The 20,359-nt window shown below is 58.0% G+C and carries 18 protein-coding genes; 12 read left to right on the top strand and 6 right to left on the bottom strand.

Features of this window, described 5'->3' with window-relative positions; genetic code table 11:
• Together IT585_12060 and IT585_12055 are read right to left on the bottom strand one after the other, a co-directional pair.
• Positions 1 to 1,231 (bottom strand): carbohydrate binding family 9 domain-containing protein (locus tag IT585_12060; protein ID MCC6963979.1); only part of this gene is annotated, 1,231 nt, incomplete at its 3' end.
• 255 nt (positions 1,232 to 1,486) lie between these two features.
• Positions 1,487 to 2,437 carry a hypothetical protein gene (locus IT585_12055; protein ID MCC6963978.1) on the bottom strand — a complete coding sequence of 317 codons (951 nt, stop codon included), beginning with the start codon at positions 2,435 to 2,437 and terminating at the stop codon, positions 1,487 to 1,489.
• A gap of 161 nt (positions 2,438 to 2,598) precedes the next feature.
• Between IT585_12055 and tmk the strand changes: the two genes are divergently transcribed.
• The 7 genes from tmk (at position 2,599) to IT585_12020 (ending at position 9,482) form a co-directional block, all read left to right on the top strand.
• Entirely contained in the window at positions 2,599 to 3,240 is a 642-nt protein-coding gene (gene tmk / locus IT585_12050) for a dTMP kinase (GenBank protein ID MCC6963977.1), read from the top strand.
• Positions 3,212 to 4,672: a hypothetical protein gene (locus IT585_12045; GenBank protein MCC6963976.1), complete on the top strand. Its 1,461-nt coding sequence runs from the start codon at positions 3,212 to 3,214 to the stop codon at positions 4,670 to 4,672. The genes tmk and IT585_12045 overlap by 29 nt, the downstream gene beginning before the upstream one ends.
• Positions 4,669 to 5,424 carry a sulfite exporter TauE/SafE family protein gene (locus IT585_12040; protein MCC6963975.1) on the top strand — a complete coding sequence of 252 codons (756 nt, stop codon included), beginning with the start codon at positions 4,669 to 4,671 and terminating at the stop codon, positions 5,422 to 5,424. The genes IT585_12045 and IT585_12040 overlap by 4 nt, the downstream gene beginning before the upstream one ends.
• On the top strand, positions 5,421 to 5,699 hold the full coding sequence (locus IT585_12035) for a hypothetical protein (GenBank protein MCC6963974.1): 279 nt from the start codon (positions 5,421 to 5,423) through the stop codon (positions 5,697 to 5,699). Before IT585_12040 ends, IT585_12035 begins: the two co-directional genes overlap by 4 nt.
• On the top strand, positions 5,696 to 6,376 hold the full coding sequence (locus IT585_12030) for an MtnX-like HAD-IB family phosphatase (protein MCC6963973.1): 681 nt from the start codon (positions 5,696 to 5,698) through the stop codon (positions 6,374 to 6,376). The genes IT585_12035 and IT585_12030 overlap by 4 nt, the downstream gene beginning before the upstream one ends.
• 3 nt (positions 6,377 to 6,379) lie before the next feature.
• Positions 6,380 to 8,872 (top strand): NTP transferase domain-containing protein, encoded by a 2,493-nt coding sequence (locus IT585_12025; GenBank protein ID MCC6963972.1) that lies wholly within the window; start codon positions 6,380 to 6,382, stop codon positions 8,870 to 8,872.
• A 97-nt stretch (positions 8,873 to 8,969) separates the two neighbouring features.
• Complete coding sequence (locus IT585_12020; protein MCC6963971.1) at positions 8,970 to 9,482, top strand: hypothetical protein; 513 nt, start codon at positions 8,970 to 8,972, stop codon at positions 9,480 to 9,482.
• A 12-nt stretch (positions 9,483 to 9,494) separates the two neighbouring features.
• Here the strand turns inward: IT585_12020 and IT585_12015 are convergent, their stop codons facing one another.
• On the bottom strand, positions 9,495 to 9,980 hold the full coding sequence (locus tag IT585_12015) for a hypothetical protein (protein MCC6963970.1): 486 nt from the start codon (positions 9,978 to 9,980) through the stop codon (positions 9,495 to 9,497).
• A gap of 1 nt (position 9,981) precedes the next feature.
• The gene (locus IT585_12010) at positions 9,982 to 11,082 is read right to left on the bottom strand and encodes a hypothetical protein (GenBank protein ID MCC6963969.1); all 1,101 of its coding nucleotides are present in this window, start codon (positions 11,080 to 11,082) and stop codon (positions 9,982 to 9,984) included.
• A gap of 55 nt (positions 11,083 to 11,137) precedes the next feature.
• Between IT585_12010 and IT585_12005 the strand changes: the two genes are divergently transcribed.
• On the top strand, positions 11,138 to 11,896 hold the full coding sequence (locus IT585_12005) for a type III pantothenate kinase (GenBank protein MCC6963968.1): 759 nt from the start codon (positions 11,138 to 11,140) through the stop codon (positions 11,894 to 11,896).
• 61 nt (positions 11,897 to 11,957) lie between these two features.
• Here IT585_12005 and IT585_12000 read toward each other — a convergent pair whose 3' ends face one another.
• Positions 11,958 to 13,388, bottom strand: a complete 1,431-nt coding sequence (locus IT585_12000; protein MCC6963967.1) for an ammonia-forming cytochrome c nitrite reductase subunit c552 — start codon at positions 13,386 to 13,388, stop codon at positions 11,958 to 11,960.
• 15 nt (positions 13,389 to 13,403) lie between these two features.
• Complete coding sequence (nrfH, locus tag IT585_11995; protein MCC6963966.1) at positions 13,404 to 13,892, bottom strand: cytochrome c nitrite reductase small subunit; 489 nt, start codon at positions 13,890 to 13,892, stop codon at positions 13,404 to 13,406.
• A gap of 290 nt (positions 13,893 to 14,182) precedes the next feature.
• On the opposite strand from nrfH, the gene IT585_11990 reads away from it, so the two are divergent.
• From IT585_11990 to groL, 4 genes are all read left to right on the top strand, one after another.
• Complete coding sequence (locus tag IT585_11990) at positions 14,183 to 16,426, top strand: thrombospondin type 3 repeat-containing protein (GenBank protein ID MCC6963965.1); 2,244 nt, start codon at positions 14,183 to 14,185, stop codon at positions 16,424 to 16,426.
• 330 nt (positions 16,427 to 16,756) lie between these two features.
• Positions 16,757 to 17,998, top strand: coding sequence for a hypothetical protein (locus IT585_11985; GenBank protein ID MCC6963964.1), 1,242 nt, complete (start codon positions 16,757 to 16,759; stop codon positions 17,996 to 17,998).
• Between the two features lie 381 nt (positions 17,999 to 18,379).
• Entirely contained in the window at positions 18,380 to 18,667 is a 288-nt protein-coding gene (gene groES, locus IT585_11980) for a co-chaperone GroES (protein MCC6963963.1), read from the top strand.
• 27 nt (positions 18,668 to 18,694) lie between these two features.
• Positions 18,695 to 20,326 carry a chaperonin GroEL gene (gene groL, locus IT585_11975; protein ID MCC6963962.1) on the top strand — a complete coding sequence of 544 codons (1,632 nt, stop codon included), beginning with the start codon at positions 18,695 to 18,697 and terminating at the stop codon, positions 20,324 to 20,326.
• The last annotated feature ends 33 nt before the right edge of the window (positions 20,327 to 20,359 follow it).

The raw sequence follows: 20,359 nt of genomic DNA, 5'->3' as shown, positions 1-20,359 counted from the left end.
GAACGACATTGGCAACGCTTTTGCCGGTATTGAGCAATACGCTCGCTTCCTCCAACGGGATCATGTAAGGCGAGTTTTCGTCGCGCGCCGAAAGCGCCCCCAAAGTCAATTTGCCGGAGCGAGCGGTCAACTTGGCGGCGAACTGCGGGTCATTGATCATGCGCGTATAGAAGGAGTTGAACAATGTTCGGAAGATATCACTGCCTTCCTGGAAGAACGGCCGACGTTCGGGGTAGAAGAGGGAGATCGTGGAATTGACGTCGATTTGGGCGACGTCCGACTCGATCTGGCTAAAATCCGGATTGTAACTTCCTTCGGCAACCACGCTCGAAGAGATGGAATACTTGGCACCCACGGAGAATTCTCCGTCGATCTTGCGGTTGTCGAAGCCGGAATTGGGATTGCGAAACTCACTCAGTTCTCCGGTTTGGTGTGTGACTACCGACGGCATGAGTGCCAAGCCGCGGCCGGGACTAACGTTCGAGATTCCGTCCAGGCTGCCCCACTGGCAAACCCAGCACTGCTCATTGCGGTCGTAAGCCGCCCAGGAATATTGTCGATAGGCTTCACGCGGGTGAATCCGCCAGAAGTCAACGCGCCACTGCTGGACCGCTTTCTCCGGAAAACGCAGACTGGAGAATGGTATTGCCATCTCGACCTGATAGCCGGAATCGGTGACTGCAGCCGCTGACTCCCAGATCAGGTCAAAGCCGGTGTCTTCTTGCTGATGCGCACCGGCGCCAACACCGGTCCAGAGAGCATCCTTTTGAACACCATAGGCATTGACGAACAGCTCGTATGCCCAGGCGGCCTCGCCGTAAGTGTCGAGAAAGACGACCACGGCATCATTGCCGCCAAATTGGTCGCGCTGGGTCATTGAGGCGCGAATCGTTGACGGATCGTCATGGCAAATGAAGGCGACATAGAGCTGATTGTTGTCGTAGGTCACCAGGGCCTTGGTCTCGACCGGCGGTTGGGTCTTGTCCCCCGGTTGCCGTTCACAGAAATTGGTAACCTGCGCGGCGCCAGACCAAGCCGATTCATCTAATCGGCCATCGACCGAGATGGTGCCGGCTCGCGGTGAAATCGACATCTGCGGCTTGAAGTTGGGAGTGAAGGACTGGGCGCAGATCGCGGTCGTGAAGGCAACCATCAATAATGTGAGAAGAACAATTTCCCGATGCCGGGATGAGAGGACGATTTCCGACAAACACATGCACCATTTCGGCATAGCAACTCGCAGTTTTGGAATTATGGTCGGGGAGAGGACGCGTCCCGACGACCGCCTTTAGGCGACACGGATGGCTGGAAGTCGCCGCTTGATTGCCCACCGGTTAGGCTATACGAAAGATGTGAGAGAAAAGTTTCGTCGCCACCTGCGACGTGAGCGAATGTGGAGAACCAGAGCCGTTTGCGGACAATCTTACCCGTGGATCAGTGGACACGCGCAGAAAGAGTCTGCAATGCCTGCAAAGTAATGACGCCGCTACTTCTTCACACGCTGATAGTAGCCGGCAAACGTCGTCATCCAGTTGTCGCCACCATCGCGCGACTGCTGAATAACCATGTCGACCCGGTCAGCCGAGCGCGGTGTAATGGTCGAGCGGTCGAGAATCGTGCCGCCGTCCGGGGCGGGCAATTCGCAAAGAAAGCGCACGCCGCCATCATCGGAGCGCGCAGCCATCACTTTCTCCTTAAGTCCGCCTAGAGCTGGAGCCGCGCCGGTCACCCAGATCATCTTCCATTCGCCGGTGATGTTGTTGAAGTAAAAGAGATTGACACCGACGAAGCCGTCATTCTGCTCGAAGCGCTCCTCGAGGGCGCAGCCGTTAACTAGCTTCTCGATGCGGCTGGTGCCGATCGGCTGGTTCTCGTTGACGAAGACCTCCCAATCACCAAGCCAGAAGTCGAGCACCCTATAGGTGGATTCGTACTCGCACGGACGGGCGTTCTGATCGGCCAGTTCGAGCACTTTAGCAAAGCGTTCATCCAGGCGCAGAGCAGCAAAGACCGTGTCGGACTTGAGAATCTCAACGCGACTGAACCCGGCCTCCAGCGCCTGCGCCAGCCAGGTAAAGGCTTTCTCGGAGTCGCGCATTTGGGCATAGGCTGAGGCCAGATTGTAGCGGACTGCCTGAGTCCGGTAATCGCGGGCCTCGACCTTCTCCCAAGTGGCGGCGGCTTTTCGATACTCCCTCATCATGTAGTAGGCTTGTCCCAGCAGGAAGGCGGCCTGAGTCTGGCTTGTGTCCTGCTTGACAATATCCTCGAAGACCGAAGCGGCTTGCGGCCACTTCTCCTGCTGCAACAGCGCAGCGCCCTGAGCAAACAAGCTGTCGAGATTCGCAGCGGCGGCGGCAGTCGCGCTTGATCGGGTCAGCAGCAGGAGCGCGAGGATCGGCAAAGACTTCAACGCAGAATTAACGTTAGATTTCATAGCTCATCCGGGGCTCAGTCTTGATCATGATAGCCGTCAATTTCACGATCATTGTACACCCGAAAGCCGACAACGGCAAACGGCTAATTTGACTTGTGCATGCAATTGTCTTTTCACGACGATCGCCAACTTCCTATATTTGAGCGATGAGACGGCGCGGAATTCTGATCAGTTTTGAGGGAATCGACGGTTCCGGCAAGTCCACCCAGGCGCGGCTGCTCTATGATCACTTGCGCAAGCAACGGCGGAAGGTGCTCTTCCTGCGCGAGCCGGGCGGCACGGCGGTGTCGGAAGCCGTGCGCGCGATCCTGCTCGATACACGCCACAAGCAATTGAGTGTGCGGGCGGAACTGCTGTTGTTCCTGGCGGCACGAGCTCAACTCGTTGATCAAGTGATTGTCCCGGCGCTGAGGGCGGGAACGATTGTGATTACCGATCGTTTCTCCGACTCAACTTTCGCGTATCAAATTTTCGGGCGCGGTCTGCCGGATCAGATCGTGCGGCGCATGAACGCTTTTGCCGCCGACCAAATTCGTCCCGACCTGACGTTCCTGGTTGATCTGGAAGTAGGCGCTGCGCGCGGTCGCCTCAAGCAGACCAAGGACCGCATGGAGTCTTCGGCGGTCAAGTTTCACCGGGCGGTCCGCCGGGGATTTCTCGCGATCGCCAGAGCAGAACCGCGCCGGGTCAGAGTGCTTGACGGTCGACTCAGCCCGGAGGCGGTCTTTGAATCGGTTCGGGTCGACACGACAGCTCTGCTCAAGAGGAGAGGATTTGCACCGAGCAAACTCGGCACGAAGTGAACTGCCGCTCAGTTTTCTGTTCTTCGGCCTTACGGCGGTGCTGACACTGGGGGCGATATCGCTGTGCATCAACGACTCGCTCTTTCGCACGATGGTCGCGCTGGCACGCCAGTCGGACTTGTTGGCGCAGCGTTACTGCGGTGAGGTGACTCCGGAACAGGTCTTCGCCGATGCCTGGCGCGGTATGCAACAGGCGATTCCATTTCGCGTTGAGTTGGTCGACGAGCCCGGAGGGGTCGGCGCTGCAACGCCCCCATTCGACTGGGGGTTGACGCTGACGCCGCTCGATTCGACAATCAAAGTGATGGCCGTAGCGCAGACGTCGCCGTTTCAAGGTGCACTGCAGCCCGATGATGAGATCATTGCCGTGGACGCGATTCAGGCCGCAGCGCCGATCAAGTTTGCCGAGTACCTGAGCGAACGAGAAAGCACCTACGTGATGCTGCATATCCGTCGCAAGGCGGCCCTGGACAGCGTGCAGGTGCTGCTGGCACCGATGCGCGGAGTCGAGACGCTTCAGGTCGATACGATCGGCGCCTGGCTCTACGTCGGAGTGCGCGGCCTGTCGCGCGAAGCCGGCAGTGCACTCCGACGCAGGATTGACGAACAACGTCGATCGCAATACAGCGGAATGGTTGTCGATTTGCGGCGGCTGCGGAGCAGCGCTTACAACGAGATTTCCGATCTGAACACCATTATATGCGAAGCAGCGGCAAACATGCCGTTGGTCGCGCTGATCGACGGCAACACTGTCGGCGCCGGCGAGCGGCTGGCGATGCAGTTGCGCGAGGAATGCGGTGCGCGACTCATCGGCGCCCCGACCGCCGGCATCAACTCGCAGTTCGAGGAATTGCGCCTCCGCTCGGGGAAACGCCTGTTGGTTTCGATCAACGAGAGAGTTCTGCCGGAACTTGAGTTCACTGATACGCTCGGAGCCGCCGTCGATGCGATTCGCAAATTTGCCGAGCGACAGCGCGAGAATGCCGTTTTGCCCGATATTGAGTGTCGAGAGCAGCGCCTCTCGCCGTTGACCTTTGAACTGGTTCATCGCGGACTGATCGTAGAATTCGTCGCGGCGCAGGCAGATCAGCCGTTTCCGGCGCCGGAAAACGAAGCGAGAATATGGTCAGAGTTTCTGGCCTTCCTGGAGCGGCGGCAGTTCCACTTTGACCCGCTTGGCGATGCGCTCAACGACCTGGAAGTGCATGAGGCAACTCCGGAAATGCGACCCGTGATCCGCCGTTTGCGTTACCTCAGAGGGCAAGTCGAGCCGAACGATTGGGGAGAGTACCGCGACGAGATCTTGCGCCAGATCCTGGAAACGTGGTATCGCGTTCGGGTCAGTGTTGCCCCGGCGCCGCCGGCACTGCGGCTACGCTTCTCCGATGCCTGCCTCGCCGAAGCCATCATGTACTTGCAGGGTGCGCGATGACGCAGCCGCTGCTGATTTTCGCGCTCGCGGTTGGAGTCGGCGGACTGTCGTCGCTGCTCGGCATCGGTGGTGGCATATTGCTGGTGCCGATTTTCACATTGATCCTCAAGCTGCCTATTCATCAGGCCATTGCGCTCTCGCTGTGTTGTGTGATGGCAACGTCGGTGACTGCGGCGACTAAGTATCTGTCGAAAAACTTGATCGACCTGAAGGCGGTGCTGCTGCTGGAGACCACAACTATCGTCGGGTCGTATCTGGCGGGCAAAATGGCGGGGCTCGTGCCGGAAGGTATCATCTCGATTATCTTCTCTGTGCTCATGATCGCTTCCGCCGTCGTAATGCTGCTGGGTCGGCACGAAGCCAAACCGAAAGACGACGCAGTCGGTACCGGCTATCCGCTGGCGTTGGGTGTCTCGGTATTTGCCGGCGGTTTGGTTGGATTGCTCGGCATCGGCGGCGGGATCGTAAAAGTTCCGATCATGCAACTAACTTTGGGTAAGTCGGTTAAGGAAGCGGTGGCGGCCTCGTCGATGATGATCGGCATCAGCGCGGCGGTGGCCGTGATCCCTTATATGAGCCGCGGTGATGTCCCGCTCGACTGGGTGCCGTTCGCAACTTTGGGCACGGCGCTGGGCGCATTCGCGGGGTCAAATCTGTTTCACAAGATCGAGTCGCTTTACATAAAGCTGCTGTTTACGGCAGTGCTGTTGTACACGGCAATCAGCATGATTATTGAGGGCTTACGCCGATGACGGGCTGGCGCGATTTCGACCGATTCATGGCAGTGACTTATCGGGTCATCCTGATCGTTATGATCGTTGCGCTGGTGGCTGCCGGTATCGTGGCGTTTACCGGTGGTGAGCGCAAGACTTTGTTGCAGACGGCACTGATACAAGTCTACCTGCTGGCGATTCCGTCGGCCTTGTTGGCCTATGCGCTGAACGCCCTGCGGCGCAAGGCATTGCTGCCGGGATTGACGGCTCTCTCGCTTGTTGTGATCTGGGGGGCGTTTCGGTTAATCGGATGACTACCGGGCGTGGACTCCGAGTGTTTACGGATTTTGACGGCACGATTTCCGCCAAAGATGTCGGTGCCTCGCTCTTCAATCATTTCTCCGGCAGGCGCAATTCCGGCACGGTTAAACTATGGATCGAGCAGAAGATCACCTCCCGGGAATGCCTGTGGCGGGAGTGTCACTATATCGCTTCGACGCGCGAAGAAATGATCGCCGCGTTGCACCGAATCGAGGTTGAGCGCGGATTTGGAGAGTTTGTGGCGTTGTTGGCCAGACATGAGATACCGCTGCACATCGTTTCCGACGGTCTCGACTTCTACATCGAAGCCTTCTTGAGTAGAGCGGGTTTCGCCGGATTGGACATTCATTCCAACCGCGCTCATTTCATCAACGGCGGCATCATTCCGACTTTCCCTTATTTCACTCGTGGCTGCGGCTTCTGCGGTACCTGCAAGGGCGAGCGGGTGCGCACGCTGAGGCAGGAGGGTGAAACCACGGTTTACATCGGCGATGGATTTTCCGATCGGTGTGCCGTCGGAGTGGCCGACATCCTGTTTGCGCGCGACGATCTGGTTCAAGTGGCGCGGGAAAAATCGGTTGACTGGCTGGGATTCGCTGACTTTTATGATATTATCGAGTATTTTGAGAACAATCTGCTGCAGTGCAGGACGGAAGAGGAATTGCGATAGAAAATGAAGACAGTGATCATGGCCGGCGGGTTCGGCACTCGATTGCGACCACTGACGCAAAGTCTGCCCAAGCCGATGGTGCCGGTAGCCAATCTGCCGATGCTGCATCACATCGTCAACCTGCTGAAGAAGCACGGCCTGCGGGACTACGTCACGCTGCTCTATTTCCAGCCGGAGGAGATACAGAACTACTTCCACGACGGCACGGAGTTGGGCGTCACGATGAAATACCTGCTGGCCGAGGACGATCTTGGTACGGCCGGCGCCGTCAAGAACGCCGAAGAACTTTACCACGGCAATCGCGTGCTGGTCATCTCCGGTGATGTTCTGACCGATTTTGATCTCACGGCTGCGATCAGCTATCACGAGTCGAAGCAGGCCGAAGCCACGATTGTTCTGACGCGGATGGAGAATCCGCTCGCCTACGGCGTGGTGATTACCGATACGGACGGCCGGATATCGCGGTTCCTGGAAAAGCCGACGTGGGGGGAGGTGTTTTCCGATACGATCAATACCGGCATCTACATTCTCGAACCTCAGGTCTTCGAGCGGATCCCCAAGGGCAAGAGCTTTGATTTCTCGCAGAACCTGTTCCCGGCAATGCTCAAGGAGGGCGCGCGATTGTTCGGCTACGTTGCCGAAGGATATTGGCGCGATATCGGGAATCTGTCGGAGTACCAGAAGGCGCATCTGGATATCCTGCAGGAAAAGGTCGGCATCGAAACCAGTTACAACAAACTGCATCGGGAGAACGCCACCGTCTGGATCAGTCGCGATTTCCACGTCGACGAACATGCGCGATTGGCCGGCGCGGTGATTGTCGGCGACGGCGCCACCATCGAGGCGGGAGCAGCGATCAGCAATTCCGTGATCGGCGATCGCTGCCGGATCGCCGGTGAGGCCGTGATCGAGAATTCTGTGATCTGGCATGACACGACGGTGGGGTCCGGCGCTCACATTTCCCAAGCCATCGTCTGCAACCACGTCACGGTCGAGGACAAGGTCAATATCAATGAGGAGGCCGTGATCAGCGACCACGTGAAGCTGCGGAGCGGTGCCACGGTCAAGTCGAACTGCAAGATCTGGCCGGGCAAGGAAGTTGAAGCCGGAGCGACAGTCTCGTCGTCGCTGATCTGGGGCGAGAAATGGAACCGCGAACTGTTTTCCGATTCCAAGGTTTCCGGCCTCGGCAATATTGAGATCACCCCAGAATTCGCCGCCAAGCTGGGAGCCGCTTTCGGCGCAACGCTGGCACGCAATCAATCGATCGTCGTCAGCCGCGGTGCTTCATCGGCCTCGCGGGTGTTCTCGCGCGCGTTCGCCTCGGGACTACTGTCGTGCGGCATTAACGTTGTCGACCTGCAGACGCTGCCGATTCCGGTCATGCGCTACGAGCTGAAATCCGGTAAACACGGCGGCGGCGTGCATGTACGCCAAAACCCGGTGGATTATCACATCACCGACCTGATCTTCATCGGTCCCGACGGTATGGACTTGCCAACGCGCAAGACCCGCGCCATCGAGACGCTCTTCGCCCGCGAAGATTTTCGCCGCGTCGGTGTTGAGAGCGTCGGCACCCTCGACTATCCAACCCGCATCGTCGAATCGTATCGCAGCGACTTCCTCAAGCACATCGACGTTGAGGCGATTGTCAACCGACGGTTCAAGATTGTGATCGACTTCATCCACGGCGGCGCCTCGGAGATCTTCGGCAGTATCTTCAGCACTCTGAATGCTGAGCTGATCTCGATCAATGCTTTCCCGAATCCCACGCTGCCGCCGGCCCAGAGCAGCAATTCGATCGAGCAACTCGGCTCGATTGTCAAGTCCCTGGGCGCCGATTTCGGAATCCAGCTGGCCCGCAGCGCCGAAAAGATCACCGTTGTCGATCGGGACGGCGAGCGGATCTCGGATCAGTTGTTGCTCTTGATGGTGACGTCGCTGTTCCTGAGTACTTACCAGACGCGAAAGATTGCGGTGCCGATCATGGCCAGTATGGGCGTTGAACAGATCGCTCGGCAGTACGGAGTGCAGGTTATACGTGTGCGCGGGGATCATCTGGCCATGATGCAGGCATTTATGGGTGATGAAGTTGATTTCGTCGGCGGCACTCGCGGCGGCTTTTTGCTATCGAGATTTCAACTGGGCGCGGACGGCATGTTCGCAACGGTCAAGCTGATGGAAATGCTGGCTCGCAATCGGGCCGATTTGGCGGAGCTGCGCCGCGAGTTCGAGAAGTACCATGCCTCGGTGCGACAGGTACCGTGCTCCTGGTCGAAGAAAGGCCAGGTCATGCGCCTGCTGATGGAACATACCGAAGGCCGCGAGCGGCAATTAGTCGACGGCGCGCGCTTTCTCGAGGACGGCGGTTGGATCTGGATTGCGCCGGATCGCAATGCAGCGTACTTCACTGTGGTCGCCGAGTCGGAGGATCGCAAACGCGCCGAGGAAATGGCGGCGGCCTACCACGAGCAGGTCATACGCTGGCAGCAGTAGCGTCGTGCCAACCGCCAATTGGTTGACAAGCTGCCTGACATGCAGACTCGCTGCCTGTCAGATTTAATACCTGGGGCACAAAAACGGAGGAGATCGTATGCCGGAGGACCAAAATCAAAATCCGGGGAGTTCGCTTGGACTGGAGCAATTGCGCCGGCAGATGCGTGACAATCAGAATCTCACTCTCGGGATTTTTGGTGGCGCCTTGGGCGGCGTGATCGGAGCCGTCGCCTGGGGTCTGCTGACGTGGATTACTCATATCCAGATTGGCTACGCCGCCATCGGTGTCGGCTTTTTGGCGGAACTGGGTGTTCGTCTGCTGGGACGGGGAATCGACACCTCATTTGCCGTTGTCGGCGCGGTGATGGCGCTGCTGGGAGTCCTCTTGGGCAACCTGTTCTGGGCCTGTATCGAAATCGCACGTCAGGAGGGCGTTCCTCTTTCAGCCGTAGCTGCGTCTCTGAATTCGGAGTTGATCAGTACCATTTTTCGGAAGACTTTCAGTCCAATCGACTTGCTCTTCTACGGGATTGCCGTCTGGGCCGGATTCAAGTATGCACGACTGAGTCCGCCAGACGCCGAAGTAATCGATGCTGTAAAAACGTCTTAGGCGCGACGCAGCTCAGAGCGAGAATTTCCACGCGCACCAGAACTGCGGGTGCTTCGGGTCGGGCGGGCAACAAACACATTCGGTTCTAATCCGCGGATCAATCGTCTGCGCAAAGAGGGAATACTCGACAATACCCACTTCCCTGCAGGGGAATGGTTGCATCTGCTGCCGTTGGCGTGCCGATTGCACACGACAATCGGTCATCCGGAAGGTGAAGCTGGTTGGGGTCGCATCGACGATATCTTGCACGTTGATATAGGCGTAAAGCCGATAGCTCAAGGCGAGCTTGAGCGCTGCCAGCCCTCCGTTGGGGGCGATATTGTGTCGCGCCATGATGCGCTTGGCTTCGATAACGGTGAATCGCTCCCAGGCCAGCTTATCGAGTTCGATCGCCTTGTCCATTCCAAACGATTGTTCAACCGCTTGGAACCACAAGCCATCGTGCGCCAGCCAAAGTTTGGCGGCGTCTTCCAGCATGCCGCGTTCGTGCTCGTTCATGCTATTTGAGCACCTCGGAATCGGCCTTGGGTTGCTGCCAGTGTTGTACGATTCCCCAAGCTGTGGTGGAGATGCCGTCGAGCTGCACGTTGCCGATCACTTCGGCGATCGCAAAGCCGGAGGTATAGAATAGGCGGGCATCATGGAAGGCAACATTGAGGTCGAGACCAAGTTCGCCGACAGCGACGATCTTGCGATTGGCCAGCCAATCGAAGATTTTACGGTCGCGCTGGAGATCTTCTGAGCGGATACGCACGAAGTTGGAGCCCTCAGCGGCACTGATCCCACCAGCGCGGTCAATCACGACGAAGTTCTTGAGCAGGCGATCGCCCGCCGTTGTCGAATCAGACGAAGCAATGATGGTGGCACCCGACTCCGTCTTGACGGCAAGCCAGTCGTAGTTCGTGAATTCAATCCCCGCGCCGGATTTATCGATGACATTGAAGCCTTCGATTTGAATCAGCTCATAGATTACCGTGCCGCGGACTTCAGATCCCCTGTAACGCAAAAGACCAGTGCCGATACCGTGTGCGCGTTTGCGATCGCTGCCATTCGTGTTCACTTGTACCGGCTGCAGATCGGTAAACTCCATTTCGAGCGAAATGCCGCGCCAATTGTAGCGGATGATGCCCGACTTCGCGGGAGCCGTCCACTCGAGACCGCCAAACGTGAACGGTGCCTGCTGCTCGAGTTGTTGGGCATCGTGGCGCATCTTGGTGTAAGGGAGTGCTTGCCAGTATGAGCCTTCGAGAACGAAGCCCGAGAAATCACGTTCGGCGCGGATGAATTTGTTGTCCTTGAGCGCCCGGCGAAAAGTGAATACGACCGCGCTTCGGAGCGTATCTTGCCGCGCCAAAAAGACGAAGTTCTCGATGATACTGTAGTTCTTATGCTTGGAATCAAGGCGGACTTCTGTCGGCACGAGGACATCGGGGTCGACACGGTGGGCCGTGTCGACGAACCCTGAGGCGCCGTCGAAGCTACCGCCGAGATCGCCGCTGCAGCCGGCCAACGTCAGGGCCAGGAGCAGCGTTCCGATAAGCGTGAATCTGAGCCACATCGTGGGAGTATGGTACCAGAAATGCCGCGCCAGACAAGGCAAAAGTTCACCTCAGGATCGGTTGCCTCGCGGGCGGAATCGGGTATATTAATATGGCATGTTACTGGCAATCGATATCGGCAACACCAATGTCGTGATCGGCTTCTACGAAGGCGAGAAGTTGCTCACCTCTTTGCGCTTCGCCACCGACCACGCGCGCACGGCGGACGAATCGGCGTTGCTCTTGAGTCAGTTCATGCAGATAAAAGGGCTCGGGGGCGTGGATGGGATCGCCCTGGCTACGGTCGTGCCGCGCCTCGATCCGGTATTCCGGCAAATGAGCAAGACGCACTTCGGGATCGAGCCGGTGGTGGTACACGCGGGGCTCAAGTTCAATATTCGGTTTGACTATCCCCATCCCAACGAGATCGGTACCGACCGCATCTGCAATTCCGTGGCGGCGTTCGCGCGCTTCGGCGGGCCGGCGATCGTCGTTGATTTTGGCACGGCAACGACTTTTGACGTGATCTCCAAGGACGGCGCTTATTTGGGCGGAGTGATTGCCCCCGGCATCGAGACGGCGCAGAGCGCGTTGGCGCATCGCGCGGCGCAGCTTTTCAAGATTTCGTTTGAAGCGCCCAAGTCGCCAATCGGCAAGTCAACGGAAGAGGCCATGAAAGCCGGTTTCTATCTGGGCGCGGTCGGCCAGGCGGATTACATCATTGAGCAACTTCAGAAGGCGATGGGATCTTTGCCGCGAATCGTTGCGACCGGCGGCTTGGCCAGCCTGATCGCGCCGGCTTCCAAGTATATCAAGGACGTCCTCCCCGACATCACCCTCGATGGTCTGCGGTTGATTTACGAAATGAACCGGTAGGACGGACATTTTTGTCCGTCACATCCTCACTGGAAGCTACCGTCGGACAGAAACGTCCGCTCTATCTGGCTTGCGCCGACATCATCGGGAAACGCCGCGCCAGATCCATATAACCTTGTCGCGCATAGTCGATCGCTTCGCCCAAGATGCGAGTCGCTTCCTGCGAGGCATGGAAGCCCATCGAATTTTCCGCCGCGACATAATCCAGACGCCACTGCGCCTTGCGATGAAAATCGCGCGGGGCAATAAGGGCGACACTGTCCGCGCCATTGATTTTGGCGGCCGCGATCGCCTTGATCAGATCGATGACGGCTTCTTCAGCACGAATCATCATCGCCTGTGTTTTGTCCTGAATCCGCTCGGCACGGGCGAGAATTTCATCTTCCGGGTAACGGTGGCAATTCTGGCAGGCGCGGGCGATGTTCAACAGCGGGCTGCGCACATGATGATCGCTGATCTTGACGGCGCCCTCACGGTAGTAAGGCATATGGCAGTCAGCGCAGGCGACGCCGGAACGCGCGTGAATCCCCTGGTTCCACATCTCGAACTCCGGGTGCTGCGCTTTGAGCGTCGGTGCGCCGGAGGTGGCGTGCGTCCAGTCCTTGAAACCGGCGCTGTCGTAATAGGCTTCTACCTGATCAATATTCAACCCGTTGTGCCACGGATAGGTGAGCAGCTTGCCGGTGCCCTTGAAATAGTACTCGACATGGCATTGGCCGCAAACGAAGGAGCGCATCTCCTGCCGTGACGCTTCGACGTTGGGGTTGTACGGCTTGGCGCGATCGCCCTTCTGCCAGCGCGTGATGCTGGGCAGATGCGGCAGCGAATAGTCGCTCTCGGCGAGGCGCTGGATACCGTTCAGGAATCCCGGCCGCGTCACGCGAAGTGCCATCGACTTCGGATCGTGGCAGTCCATGCAGGTCACGGGATGGTCGACCAGTTTGCGCGCCTCGGCGTACGGCATGCCGCAGACGATTTCAAAGCCCTTCATCAACTGCGCCAGCGTGTCGCTGTCCGGCACGCCGGCTGCGCGTCCTTGGGCGCGGTAGGCGGGAATGATGGCCGAATGGCAATGCAAGCAGGCGCCCGGCTGCTTGAACTGCTTGACGCGTTCGGTCATGTCCTGATCGGAGAGCATGTAGGCATGGCCACGCTCTTCGCGGTAGTCGACGCCGAAGGCATAGCCGTTGAACAGCTCACGCCAGCGCGGGTCGGCATCCAGCTTCTGAAAAGCGTCGCTGCCGCCGTGCTTGGTGCGCACCGTGTCGACCGTGCGCAGATAGTTGTCGTACTGGCGCGGGAAGTTCTTGCCCCACTCCTTCGGATCGATGGTGTTTTCGTCGATCGTGGCGATCTGGAACACGACCTGTTTGGCTTCTTCCTTCCGCAGCGAGATATTCTGCATCAGCAGCAGCACGGCAAAGGTCGCCGCGGCGATCACGATCAGAATCAGCGCATAGAGCCACAGGCGGGACGACTGTCTTTCGGCCATAATCGAGATATCCTCCTAATGAGCTGCGCCGTGGCCGACCTCGCGGTGGCACCGCACGCAGTTTTGATGATCATCCGCATGGGTAAACGTCCCGACCGATTCGCTGATTAACTGGGCGTGGCAGCGCAGGCAATTCTGCTGGAGCACTTCGCGGTTGGCGGGGCGAATGGCAATCGGTTCGTGAAAATCCTGAAAAGTGAATTTGCGCGAGTGGTTGAAGCCGTTTTCGGCCTTGACAATGTAGCGGCCGGGAAACGACGGCGGCAGATGGCAGTCGTTGCAGACCGCGACGCCGTGATGGCTGCCCTTCTGCCAACTGTCAAATTGCTCGCGCATGATGTGGCAGTTGATACAGACATTGGGATCGTCCGATAAGTAGGAACCGCCCTTGGCGTAGTAGAAGGTGTAGAAACCGATCCCGAAGAACAGCCCGGCGACGATCACGATCGCCAAAAGCCATTTGGAGACGGCGGTGTTGGATCGGGAATCAGGAGTTTGCGTCATCAAGGCGTCGACCCTCCATCGACAGGCAATGAGCAGTTCGCGCGAGCCGAAGTCCACCATTATCTTCGGCGGGAGGGAGGATGGGAGGAATGTTGGGAGAAGTCTTTGACTTTAGTCAAGAGTCACTCCAGCCGGCTGCAAAATCATGCCTGGGATCAGTTTCTTGACGCATTGACAGATTACCGATTTTAAGTATCTTTACTTGTTACTGCCCTGTTTGGAATTACCTTGTGTATTCAGCCTGTTGCTGAAGAAACGACCGGACAACCCATCGAGAACTGAGTCAAAAAATGAATTTTTCCGTCATCCAACGGCGCCCCTCACCGACTTCTCGCTACATATCGCTGAGCATGGCGCTCGCAATCGTTCTGTGGAGTTTTGCCTCTGCTGACTCCCTGGCGCCGCGCCAACCGCTGACCGACGTGCCGCTCTTCACCCAGCTGGGCAAACAGTACGAACTCAACGTCAAGTTCCGTGACGATCTGTTGATGCGCGCCACGGCCGACGGCAAGATCTCATCCCCCGCAAAGGCGGCCGCCGATAACGTGTCGAGAGTTGCGGGTCAATTTGCGTTGCGCTTCGAGCAATTGATTCAACTGCCGGATGCGAAAATCGAAAAACTCGAGCAGCGAGCCGCCACGATGTCCCGTGAGGCGCAGCCCGATTTGCGCGGCATCATGCTGGTCAGAATTACCGGCGCCGACAATGCCACGCTCGAGCCCGCCGCTCGCGCGTTGCGGGCTCTTCCCGAAGTTGAGTATGTGTATCTTGCTGAAATCACTCCCCCGCCACCGGGCGACTACGCTCCACCCACGCCGAATTATGTTGCACTGCAGGGCTACCGCGGCCCTGATCCGGGATTCAATGTCGATTATCTCTGGACGCGCAACGGCAAGGGGCAGAATGTGCGCTATTCCGATTGCGAGTATGGCTGGGATGTGCTTCATGAGGACCTCGTCGATATTCCGATTGTCGTTGAAGCGGGGCAGACGATGAACTCGCCATTCGGCAACGACCATGGCACCTCGGCAGTCGGCATCACCGCCGCTCCCAGCAACGGCTACGGCGTCACGGGCATTGCGCCATTGGCGGCGAGCGTCAACGTCTATCCAGAGATTTCGGTCGAGCAGGGTTCGCGTCGCGCGACGTGCATCGCCAATGCGATTGCCGATTCCGACCCCGGCGATGTCGTGTTGCTGGAAATGCAGACCGGCGGTGCCGGCGGCGGCTATGCGCCCGCGGAGTACGATCCGACGGTGTGGAACGTGGTCAAGAATGGTGGTGATCAAAACGTCATTGTCGTAGCTGCGGCCGGCAACGGCAATCAGGACCTGGATAGCGCCCCCTACTCCAGCTATATGGCGCGCGGCGATTCCAAATCGATCATCATCGGGGCCGGTTCATCATCAACCGGTCACCACAAACTCGACTTCTCCACCTACGGCAGCCGCGTCAATGTCCAGGCTTGGGGGCAAAACGTCTTCACCTCCGGTTACGGCGACTATGCGGTTGTCGGCGGTGACGATCACCAAAGCTACACCAGTAGTTTCAACGGCACCAGCTCGGCATCGGCGGTCTCTGCCGGCTTAGTGACGGCGCTGCAGTCATACGCCAAGCAGGTGATCAATCGCCCGCTCACTCCGCTGGAGATGCGGACGCTTTTGATGCTAACCGGCACGCCGCAGGGCACCGGCGGCCATATCGGCCCGGCGATTAATTTGCGCACTGCTGCCAGCGCTATCTGTCAGTATATGGCCTCACCGGTTGATGCCGATCACGACATTGTCAACGATCCTTGCGACAATTGCGTCAATGTGGCCAATCCAAATCAGGACGATCTTGACGGCGACGGCATCGGCGATGCCTGCGACAGCGATTCCGACAACGACGGAATCGCTAACACCACCGACAACTGCCCGCTGATTGCCAATCTCGACCAAACCGACACCGACAACGATCTGGCCGGCGATGCTTGCGACAACTGCGACTCTACGCCTAACCCCGAGCAGTACGACGAAAATGGCGACGGTATCGGCGATGCTTGCGACGGTCAGTTGCATATTCAGAACTACGCCATGCCGGACGGTGTCTTAAATGATCCCTATTCCTTGAGCCTATACGCCATCGGCGGGACGCCGCCGTACACGTGGAACTTCCTCGGCGGCGATCTGCCATTCGGCTGCAACTTCAACGGCGGAACCACCGGCACGATCGACGGCACGCCGAGCTACGTGGCGACCTTCTACTTTAGTTTCGAGTGCCGCGATTCCGGGGTACCCCAGAAAGCGGACACGATGTCGGCCAGCATCAGGATTATCGAACCGCCCTACGTCTGCGGCGATGCCGATGGCAGTGCTGCTGTCAACATCTCGGATGCGGTGTATCTGATCAGCTACATATTTGCCGGCGGTCCAGCACCGAATCCACTGGAATCCGCCGATGCCGACTGCTCCGGTACGGTAAACATTTCCGATGCAGTTTACCTGATCAGCTTCATCTTCTCGGGTGGCCCGGCGCCGTGCGCGGGGTGTTGAGGCTGTAGGGAATCTCAGCGGCCGACGACGTGCGCTGTCGGCCGCCTCTTGGAGGCAAGCCCAATCGACGCTGTTTGGTGCTGCAGAGCGGGCCCGGCGCAGAGAATCAGCTTGACAATGTGGTCAAAGAACTCAATATTGCTTGAGCCATCACGATTATCTCCGGCTATCTCCAATTCCATTCGACAACTGCCAGTTCGCACATTTGGGCATGAGCACTTTCGGTGCGGTTGACTCGCTGCACTATCCCTCAGTCTCCCGCCTCAGATTGGCTCGGCCGGAATGTTAGGTATACCAGTTTAGGTAGGACTCAAAACAAGAGGAACCAAGATGCCTCGTATCAAGATGCTTCTGGCTTTCATAGCTGTCGCCGGAGTGCTTGCATTGGGCTGCACAAAATCGATCGAACCAACAGGCAGCTATGCTTCAGCTTCGGATGAGATTGTCAGGTTGGAAGCCATCGCCAAACAAACGTGTACCGGCACGACGCCGTCGCCACTTGTCACCGTCAATTTGGGCGGCAACGCGCTGACGTTTTGGCCGTTCACCAGTGATGATCTCAGTAACGATCCGCAGGACCCGATCAACGTCATCTTCTTCGGGAAGGCCGACCCTCGGGACATTCGGGCCGCGCTGATGTCGCTGGATGGCGATCGCTCGGCCTTCGGCATGCCGCCGGTGCCGCCCTTCAATTCGACCTGGGTCGATGCGATCGGCGACGTCCAGGCCAGCTTCGGCCAAAATTGCGGGTGGTCGGCGGGTGTTGTCCAGCTTGCCTGCGGTGATTATTCCCCCGCGCGATTTCACCTTCGCCTGTTCAAGATCGGTAACTGGACGGTCGGTAATGTTCATTTCGAGATCCTGATTCCCGGTACCACCGACCATCAGGTTATCAGTTGGGAATTGGCCGAACAATTCGTGAAAGTGGATTTGATCCGCAGTGGTTTGCTGGCTCCGGATCTACCGTTTGCCGAGACGGGCGACATCAATCCGGCCCCCTTCCGCACAATCCCGTCGATCATCTACAATGGGCTGCCGATCGAACTTCGTGCCGCCATCGGCGGGCCGCTTGGTGATGTCAGCGCGGATGTTCCGATCCTTACTGATGGTAAGGCCACCATGATGAAGGTCGCTTCCAAAGTTCCGCGCAACACCGGTGTCTTCGTTCAGGATTTCGTATTGAATTTCGATCAGGTCATTCCCAAGCCATTCTGCTCCTCCGGTCCGGGCGATTATGTGTACGTCAGTGGTCCGGTGCATCTGCGGCAGACGACGCGGCTGAGTGCGCTGGGCATATATCAGTTCAACTTCTTTGCCGAGGGAGAACTGAGCGTGACACCGGTTAATCCGATGACCGGCGAGCCGATTGGCGAGACGATTCCGGCGACAGTGAGAGAATCACATTCCGGACTCCTGACGAACGTTCTGAGTTGGGCGAGCAGTACGCGCTACCAGCGCCTTGGCGCGCAGAGTGATCCCGAGGCGGCAGTACTGTTTGATTACATCCTGGTCAACTCCCCCGGGCTGAACTACTATAAGCACATCGAAAGATGTGGCGATGAAACCTTTTAGCATAAGTATCCCCATCGTCACGTAGACAGAAGCAACATACTAATCCACCCCTCCCACGCAGCGGGAGGGGTGGATCTGGCCGCGCCGTGAGCAAGGTGTTAGCGGTGACTAATTTCTGACTTGAGCAGCGCTTTATTACAACATAAGACGTTGTACAATAATGTTTTATGAGGCAGCCCGTCCATTTCTCCAAAATCTGATTGACCCCGGAAACCTCCGCCGATATATTCGCGTATAAGCTGTTAGCACTCGACGATGATGAGTGCTAACAAGCCGCCGCGATCGTTCGTAGCATTGAGCGGCTGAACATGAGAAGACAGAAAGCATCGTTGAAATACAAAGCAATCAGTTAACCACTACTAATCCATAAGGAGTGCATTGATGAACATTCATCCGTTGCAAGACCGCGTTCTGGTGAAGCCGCTTCAGCAGGAAGAGGTCAAGAAGGGCGGGATCATCATCCCCGATACCGCCAAGGAAAAACCGCAGGAAGGTCAGATCATGGCCGCCGGTCCGGGCCGCCTCTCCGATGATGGCAAGCTGCTGGCGATGTCCGTCAAGGTCGGCGACAAAATCCTCTACGGAAAGTATTCCGGCTCGGAAGTCTCCGTGGACGGCGCCGAATTCCTGATCATGCGCGAGTCCGATATTCTCGCGGTACTGAAGTAATCCAACGAATCAAGGAGAATTACCAGAATGGCTAAGCAAATAGAATTCGATGCGATTGCCCGCGAGAAACTGCGCAAGGGCGTCGACAAGTTGGCCGATGCGGTGAAGGTCACCCTCGGTCCCAAGGGCCGCAATGTCATCATCGACAAAAAATTCGGCTCCCCCACCGTCACCAAGGACGGCGTCACCGTCGCCAAGGAAGTGGAACTCGAAGATCATTTTGAAAACATGGGCGCCCAGATGGTGCGCGAAGTCGCCAGCAAGACCTCCGATGTCGCCGGCGACGGCACCACCACCGCCACCGTGCTCGCCCAGGCGATCTACACCGAAGGTCTCAAGAACGTCACCGCCGGCGCCAACCCGATGGGGATCAAGCGCGGCATCGAGAAGACCGTCGTGAAGATCATCGATGAGCTCAAGAAGCAGTCGAAGCCGATTGCCGGTAAGAACGAAATCGCCCAGGTCGGCACCATCTCCGCCAACGACGATAAGCAGATCGGCAACCTGATTGCCGAAGCGATGGAGAAGGTCGGCAAGGACGGAGTGATCACCGTCGAAGAAGCCAAGACCACCGACACCACACTGGAAGTCGTCGAAGGTATGCAGTTCGACCGCGGCTATCTGTCGCCGTACTTCATCACCAATCCGGAGTCGATGGAGACCGAGATGGAGGATGCGTACATCCTGATTCACGACAAGAAGATCTCCGCGATGAAGGAACTGCTCCCGATTCTCGAGAAGATCGCCCAGACCGGCCGTCCGCTGCTGATCATCGCCGAAGATGTCGAGTCCGAGGCGCTGGCCACCCTCGTGGTCAACAAGCTGCGCGGTACGCTGAAGGTTTGCGCCGTCAAGGCCCCGGGCTTTGGTGATCGTCGCAAGGCGATGCTCGAAGATGTCGCCGTCCTCACCGGCGGCAAGGTGATCTCGGAAGAACTTGGCTTCAAGCTTGAGAACACCGTGCTCAGCGATCTCGGTGTGGCCAAGAAGATCGTCATCGACAAGGAAAACACCACCGTCGTCGAAGGCAACGGCAAGCAGGCCGATATCAAGGGCCGCATCGAGCAGATCAAGCGGCAGATCGAGGAAACCACCTCGGACTACGACCGCGAGAAATTGCAGGAACGCCTGGCCAAGCTGGCGGGCGGTGTGGCCGTGATCAACGTCGGCGCCGCGACCGAGACCGAAATGAAGGAGAAGAAGGCGCGCGTGGAAGACGCTCTGCACGCAACCCGCGCGGCAGTTGAGGAAGGGATCATCCCGGGCGGCGGCGTGGCCCTGCTGCGGACGATTCCGAAGCTCAACGACATGAAGCTGGATGGCGACGAGATGATCGGCATGCAGATTGTGCGCCGCGCGCTCGAAGCGCCGATTCGCTTCATCGCCGAAAACGCCGGCGCCGAGGGTTCGGTCGTCGTCGAGAAGGTGAAAGGCCAGAACGGCGCGTTCGGTTTCAACGCCCAGTCCGGCGAGTTCGAAGACCTGATGAAGGCGGGCGTTATCGACCCGACCAAGGTCACGCGTTCGGCGCTGGAGAACGCAGCCTCGATTGCCTCGCTGCTGCTGACCACCGAAGCGATCATCTGCGACAAGCCGGAAAAAGAAAAAGCCGGCGCGCCGCCGATGCCTCCGGGCGGCGGCTACGGCGACATGTACTAAGCCGAAGAGGTTTGATGATAGACGGCGGATCGG

The organism is Candidatus Zixiibacteriota bacterium, from assembly GCA_020853795.1.
In the GTDB taxonomy this organism is placed as follows: Bacteria; Zixibacteria; MSB-5A5; order CAIYYT01; family CAIYYT01; genus JADJGC01.
This window is presented reverse-complemented; position numbering and strand designations above follow the sequence as displayed.

Bases quoted from the DNA above. Each gene is read 5' to 3' on its own strand.
- IT585_12055 (MCC6963978.1), bottom strand. From the start codon at position 2,437: ATGAAATCTAACGTTAATTCTGCGTTGAAGTCTTTGCCGATCCTCGCG.
- IT585_12040 (MCC6963975.1), top strand. From the start codon at position 4,669: ATGACGCAGCCGCTGCTGATTTTCGCGCTCGCGGTTGGAGTCGGCGGA.
- IT585_12035 (MCC6963974.1), top strand. From the start codon at position 5,421: ATGACGGGCTGGCGCGATTTCGACCGATTCATGGCAGTGACTTATCGG.
- IT585_12030 (MCC6963973.1), top strand. From the start codon at position 5,696: ATGACTACCGGGCGTGGACTCCGAGTGTTTACGGATTTTGACGGCACG.
- IT585_12025 (MCC6963972.1), top strand. From the start codon at position 6,380: ATGAAGACAGTGATCATGGCCGGCGGGTTCGGCACTCGATTGCGACCA.
- IT585_12020 (MCC6963971.1), top strand. From the start codon at position 8,970: ATGCCGGAGGACCAAAATCAAAATCCGGGGAGTTCGCTTGGACTGGAG.
- IT585_12015 (MCC6963970.1), bottom strand. From the start codon at position 9,980: ATGAACGAGCACGAACGCGGCATGCTGGAAGACGCCGCCAAACTTTGG.
- IT585_12005 (MCC6963968.1), top strand. From the start codon at position 11,138: ATGTTACTGGCAATCGATATCGGCAACACCAATGTCGTGATCGGCTTC.
- IT585_12000 (MCC6963967.1), bottom strand. From the start codon at position 13,388: ATGGCCGAAAGACAGTCGTCCCGCCTGTGGCTCTATGCGCTGATTCTG.
- nrfH (MCC6963966.1), bottom strand. From the start codon at position 13,892: ATGACGCAAACTCCTGATTCCCGATCCAACACCGCCGTCTCCAAATGG.
- IT585_11990 (MCC6963965.1), top strand. From the start codon at position 14,183: ATGAATTTTTCCGTCATCCAACGGCGCCCCTCACCGACTTCTCGCTAC.
- IT585_11985 (MCC6963964.1), top strand. From the start codon at position 16,757: ATGCCTCGTATCAAGATGCTTCTGGCTTTCATAGCTGTCGCCGGAGTG.
- groES (MCC6963963.1), top strand. From the start codon at position 18,380: ATGAACATTCATCCGTTGCAAGACCGCGTTCTGGTGAAGCCGCTTCAG.
- groL (MCC6963962.1), top strand. From the start codon at position 18,695: ATGGCTAAGCAAATAGAATTCGATGCGATTGCCCGCGAGAAACTGCGC.